This window comes from Mesorhizobium sp. M1A.T.Ca.IN.004.03.1.1 (assembly GCF_003997555.1).
Taxonomy (GTDB): domain Bacteria; phylum Pseudomonadota; class Alphaproteobacteria; order Rhizobiales; family Rhizobiaceae; genus Mesorhizobium.
The window spans coordinates 1-5,311 of sequence record NZ_RZTV01000033.1 but is presented as its reverse complement, the minus strand read 5'-3'; the positions used below and the strand labels follow the sequence as shown (position 1 = coordinate 5,311).

Here is a 5,311-nt window from a genome sequence, read left to right as displayed (position 1 = left end):
AGAGTTCACGGCCCACGCGATCACCTTCGGACGCATAGATCAGGTTGACCACGCCATCGGGAAAGCCGGCCTGATGGCGAGAGCAAACATTGCACCTAGCCACGCCACGATAAGATCGAGCGCGGCTTCGTTGCGTGCGGGTCTGTGGTCAGTGGAGGGCGGAGGAAAAGCGCTCGGCGTGCTCGCCCTCGCGATACCACTGGTTCGCGCCGGCAAGCGCCAGTTTCTGAGGCAAATCGCCGAACAGCTGGTAGAGCCTTACTCTCAGGGCTTGGCATCTATGTCGCCTACGACCGCCACATGCAGCCCGTCGCGTGCGAAAGCGGCTTTGTGGAAGGCGCTTAGATCGGAGGGCGTTACGCTAGTCAGGCTCCCTTGGGCGGTCTCGAATACGCATGCGTGCCGTAGATTCCGCGCCGCCAGGCCAGCTCGGCGATCGCATGAGGTTCGCGCTCATTGGCAATGATTTCGGAGAGAAGCTGGGCGCGTATGCGGTCGAAAAGTGCTGGTGTAGCCGGCTGCGGGTCCCGCCACCGAGAATGTCGGCCAGCAGTCGAGCGCCGCGGCCTCGCACCAGGGACCGCCCATGAATGACTCATGCGAGGCGTCTCAAGGCTGTCCGCGATCCAGCGCCAGATCTCCGCCTCGCCCGAGGGGCGCAGAGCTGGCCGGTTGTGCAGGAGCCGTAGGCAATATCCGCCTTCCTCGTTCGGATGGGTAACGCTTGCGATACGGAGTCTTGACTTTGGCAGTCGCTCTGTGACATTACCTATATAAAGTTCGAAAGAAGGCGATATGGATCATGCATAGGTCACAGAGACCCGAATGAAGGCAACGTATAAACGCACCTATTCGCGCTACGCGATGGAAGCGCTTGGCCTTTTCGGTAAGACCATCCGGCTTGGCCGGATGCAGCACCGGTTAACCGCACAGGAGTTAGCCGAGAGAATCGGTGTTTCACGCAGCACCCTGCAGCGCATCGAGAAGGGCGATCCCAAAGTCGAAATCGGACTGATGTTCGAAGCTGCTGCCATTGTCGGTGTGAAGCTGTTCGATGCCGACGGCAAGGGCATCACAGCCCTCACAGGCCGCATGGACGATCGCATCGCGCTGCTGCCGAAGCACGTCTACAAGGCCAGCAAGCAGATCGTCGATGAGTTCTAAGGTCCCCAAGTACGACGAAGCCTATGTCTGGGTCTGGCTGCCGGGCGAGACCGCGCCGGTTGTCGCCGGGCGGCTATATGCCCATGACGGACTCGTCAGCTTCAACTATGGCAGGAGCTTTCGTGAACTGGGAAGCGCGATCCCGCTTTATCTACCGGAACTGCCCCTGAAGGCAGGCGAATTGCCTTTGCTTCCTGGCCTAACCATGCCGGGATGCATCCGCGATGCTGCCCCTGATGCCTGGGGACGACGGGTTATCCTAAACCGCAAATTCGGTGTGAAGGGCGATGAAATCGCGCGGCTCGATATTTCAGAACTGACGTTCTTGCTGGAATCAGGCTCGGACCGCATCGGCGCGCTCGATTTTCAGTTTTCGCCCACGCATTACGAGCCGCGCGCACTGGCCAATGCCACTCTCGAAGAGCTTGTCCAATCGGCGGAGCGGGTAGAGAAAGGTATTCCGCTCACCCCCGAATTAGATCAGGCGCTGCATCACGGCAGCTCGATCGGCGGCGCAAGGCCAAAGGCGCTGATCGAGGATGACGCCGTCAAGCATGTCGCGAAATTTTCCTCGTCTGCCGACCTTTACAGCGTCGTCAAAGGAGAATTCATAGCCATGCGGCTTGCCGCCTTGTGCGGCATCAGAGCGGCATCCGTCTCGCTCGTTCGCGCCGCAGGCAACGACGTGTTGCTCGTCGAGCGATTCGACCGGATCAAGGTCACGGGCGGCTGGCAACGCAAATCCATGGTCTCAGCGCTGACGATGCTCGCGCTCGATGAGATGATGGCGCGTTACGCCAGCTACCAGGATTTGGCGGAGATCATTCGCCACCGATTCACCGCGCCGTCGGAAACTCTGCGCGAGTTGTTCAGCCGCATTGTCTTCAACATACTTTGCGGCAACACCGACGATCATGCCCGCAACCATGCGGCATTCTGGGACGGGGCTAAGCTCACCCTCACGCCTGCGTACGATATTTGTCCGCAGGCCCGCAGTGGCCAGGAGGCCAGCCAGGCCATGCTCATCAGCGGCAATAACCGCATGAGCCGGATAGCGTCCTGCCTTGAAGCGGCGCATCACTTCCTGCTCAGCGCGCCGGAAGCTCTTGCGATTGTTGAAGGCCAGCTCCGATGCATTGCGGAGAATTGGCCGCGTGTCAGCGAGGAAGCTACGCTATCCGGCATAGATCGCAATCTGTTCTGGGGCCGACAGTTCCTCAATCCCTACGCTTTTACGGCGCTGGAAGGAAGCGCCGACGTTCTCCGCGCTCTGGCTGACGAACTACGCAACAGTGTTCACGCCTGATCCGGCGCTGGATTTCGGACAAGCTCGGCAAGCGCAAGACGCCACAATATGGACAACCCTTGCCGTGCCAGGACGAAGATTGAACAAACGGCTCTTCAACAGTGACAACGTGCACTGCGGAGAGATGTTGAGCTGACACCGCAAAAGCCCAAGACGCGCGACTTCCCGCGATACAACTCCACATAACTGAGCGTCTACAAGCGGTGCAGCCAGCCAAACATCCAGCCATCAAAGCGATGATCGTCTGATCTTTTGCCGATGACATCACGTCGGGGAAGACTTGTTCGAGCGCTTGCCGCTTCATATCGATACCGGCCTGGGCGTAGCGCATCGTTAGTTCAGCCCGAGTGGCCTGGCCATCGACTGATGGTGGCGATGTCAACACCCGCCTTGACGAGGTGGATGGCCGTCGTGTCCCGCAAAGGGCGATGATGGATGCTCTTTTCCGCCATGGTGGTTCCTTCGCCCGCAGCCATGTGTGCGCAGCAAGTATCGAACACCGAACCGGGTGAGCAGTGTGGGGCGGTCGTTGCTTTGCTCGGCGGGACAGGGCGATACCAGACGAAGGTCACAATCGAAGATTCAGGATCCCTGAACTCGGGCATCCGTATTGAACATCAGCGAAAACAGAGCGTAATCCCGCTGTCCAGAAGGCGTGCGGCGGTCGATACGCGCCAGGACGCTCTTGATTTCCGGGCTCATCGAGATATTCGACAGGTGCCACCCACGCGCCCTCTTGAAGGGAAGTGTCACCACCAGTTGCAGCGTATCCTAATATTCGGGGTGCTCCGAAATCAGGAACCGCGCAAAGGCATGCATCGCCGCCAGCCTTGCATTGCGGGTCGCAACTGCCACGCTCGACCTCAAGTGATGTGAGAAAGCTGCCCATCCTGTCGGTATTGATGTCGGAGACCGCTTCTTTCAAGAATATCTTCCCGCTCTCCCGCGGCATGAGCCCGTGGCATGCTTCGGCCCAATGCTGTGGATTGATGTTTCTTCATGCCACAACCTCGCTGACGAGACCGCCGAAAGCCCCTTCAAAGCGGTCGGTGGCGATCTCTCGCAGCTTTGGAAGGTAGTGCATTGATTTTTCGTGGAATGGGGACCCTGTTTAAAGGGTGATTTTCGTCCAAACGGGACCCCTTAACGATGGGGTCATCAAGATGCCTCCGGCTTGATCGGAGGCATTTGTGTTTTGGATGTTGGTTTTAGAGACGATTGCAAAGATACGTCGGCTGTCGCTGGTCCAGGGGAAGTCGATCAAAGCGATCTGCCGTGAGCTGAAGATCTCGCGCAAGGTGGTGCGCAAGGTCCTGCGTTCTGAGGAGACGCAGTTCCGCTACGAGCGCAAGCACCAGCCCTATCCCCGCATGGGAGCTCGGCGTGAGACGCGGGACCGGCTGCTGTCGGCGAATGCGGCCAAGCCGCAGCGGGAGCGGCTGCCGGTCGCTTCGACGGCTTCCATTGCATTCCCCCGTCGGTGTCGAAGACCTGCACGGTGCGCTTCGACAACAACAAATACTCGGTGCTGTCGAGTGCCGTCGGTCGGCCCATCGAGATCCATGCTTATGTCGATCGGATCGCATCCGCCAGAGGATGGCGTGGTCGTGGGAGAACACGTTCGCTCCTTTGGCCGCAACGAGGTCGTCTACGATCCCTGGCACACGGCGCGCGCCGTTCCTTGGCTGGGTCGTGCGGTCGGCAATGGAGAAGGTGCGGCGCAGCTCAAGGCGGTTGATGACGTCGACCGGCAGATGGTGTTGATCCTCACCTGGGTGCTGACCGACGGATTGAGCGCGGTCGAGGCCGCCTGTCAGGAAGCCATCGAGCACGGTGCATCGTCGGCGCCGGTGATCCTCAACATCCTGGCCCGCAGCCGCGATCCGGCGCCGGGCACGATCCTTTCCATTCCCCAAGCGCTGAAGCTAGCTCACGAGCGGTCGCCGACTGCACCCGCTATGACAGTCTCAGGAGGACAAACAGCCATGGAACGCACCGAGGTACTGGAACTGATGGGAGCGCTGAAGCTCTACGGAATGCGCAGAGCCTATGACGAGATCATGGGCGCGTCGCCATCAAGCGACGGCACGAGCCGCCCAGGATTGTCGGTGATCTCTTGCAGGCCGAGATATCGGAGAAGCAGGCCCGCTCCATCAAATACCAGTTCGCTGTCGCCAAGTTGCCGCTGGCCAAGGACATCGACGACTTCGACTTCGCCGACACGCCGGTCACCCCCTGATGCGCGATCTCGCCCGGCCGCGCCTTCGTCGCCGATCAGCGCAACATCGTCCTGGTCGGCCGCCTTCACGGGTCACCCAACTCGCGCGGAAGGTCGACCGCATTGCGACGGGCGCGTGTCGACTTCCCAACAATGTCAGACAGGAGACGCAACGCTATCGGAGCGATCGCATTGCCCGAAACGATTTTCCCAGTTGGCACGACAATTGCGGTCCTATGCGCAAAAGCAAACTAGACCTGAGAGCCGCACCGCATGAATGTAGCCTCCCAATATCTGCCGCTTGTGGCGCATCACGAAGCCGGGCACGCGGTGGCCGCCATCGTTTTGCACCGTCAGACGTTCGACGACGACCATGAACTCCCTGCTTTCTCAAGTGTTAGTATTTACCCCGACGTCGGTGACGGAGAGTGCGGTGGTGTTGTCGAAGGCGCGGGTTTTTATTCAGCGCAAGGATTCACCTCGAAGCGAAAGCCGATTTTCGAGGACGATATGGATCGATGTTTGGAACGCGATGATGCGATCCGGGAGATAGTTGCGTGTCTGGCAGGTCCTTTTGCAGAATCCGCATTCGAAGGCTATCTGGACCCGCGCGATATGGCGAT

General features: G+C 59.6%; 4 protein-coding genes and 2 pseudogenes. 5 read left to right on the top strand and 1 reads right to left on the bottom strand.

Annotated elements, in window-relative coordinates:
* The first annotated feature begins 864 nt into the window (after nucleotides 1–864).
* On the top strand, nucleotides 865–1,164 hold the full coding sequence (locus tag EOD29_RS30430; protein ID WP_245459761.1) for a helix-turn-helix transcriptional regulator: 300 nt from the start codon (nucleotides 865–867) through the stop codon (nucleotides 1,162–1,164).
* A complete protein-coding gene (locus tag EOD29_RS30425; protein ID WP_127206482.1) occupies nucleotides 1,154–2,470 on the top strand; it encodes a HipA domain-containing protein in 1,317 nt (438 codons plus the stop codon). Before EOD29_RS30430 ends, EOD29_RS30425 begins: the two co-directional genes overlap by 11 nt.
* Before the next feature lie 568 nt (nucleotides 2,471–3,038).
* Here the strand turns inward: EOD29_RS30425 and EOD29_RS30420 are convergent.
* Nucleotides 3,039–3,395, bottom strand: a complete 357-nt coding sequence (locus tag EOD29_RS30420; RefSeq protein ID WP_127248761.1) for a hypothetical protein — start codon at nucleotides 3,393–3,395, stop codon at nucleotides 3,039–3,041.
* Nucleotides 3,396–3,911: 516 nt separating this feature from the next.
* On the opposite strand from EOD29_RS30420, the pseudogene EOD29_RS37540 reads away from it, so the two are divergent.
* The 3 genes and pseudogenes from EOD29_RS37540 to EOD29_RS30405 form a co-directional block, all read left to right on the top strand.
* Nucleotides 3,912–4,445 (top strand): annotated as a pseudogene (locus tag EOD29_RS37540) (IS21 family transposase); the annotation flags it as partial.
* A 10-nt stretch (nucleotides 4,446–4,455) separates the two neighbouring features.
* Nucleotides 4,456–4,769 (top strand): annotated as a pseudogene (locus EOD29_RS30410) (ATP-binding protein); the annotation flags it as partial.
* A gap of 192 nt (nucleotides 4,770–4,961) precedes the next feature.
* Nucleotides 4,962–5,311, top strand: a 350-nt coding sequence (locus EOD29_RS30405) for a hypothetical protein (RefSeq protein ID WP_164763879.1), incomplete at its 3' end; no start/stop codon positions are given.

What these genes read in the sequence shown, in the direction of transcription:
- EOD29_RS30430 (WP_245459761.1), top strand. Translation starts at nt 865, where the DNA reads ATGGAAGCGCTTGGCCTTTTCGGTAAGACCATCCGGCTTGGCCGGATG.
- EOD29_RS30425 (WP_127206482.1), top strand. Translation starts at nt 1,154, where the DNA reads ATGAGTTCTAAGGTCCCCAAGTACGACGAAGCCTATGTCTGGGTCTGG.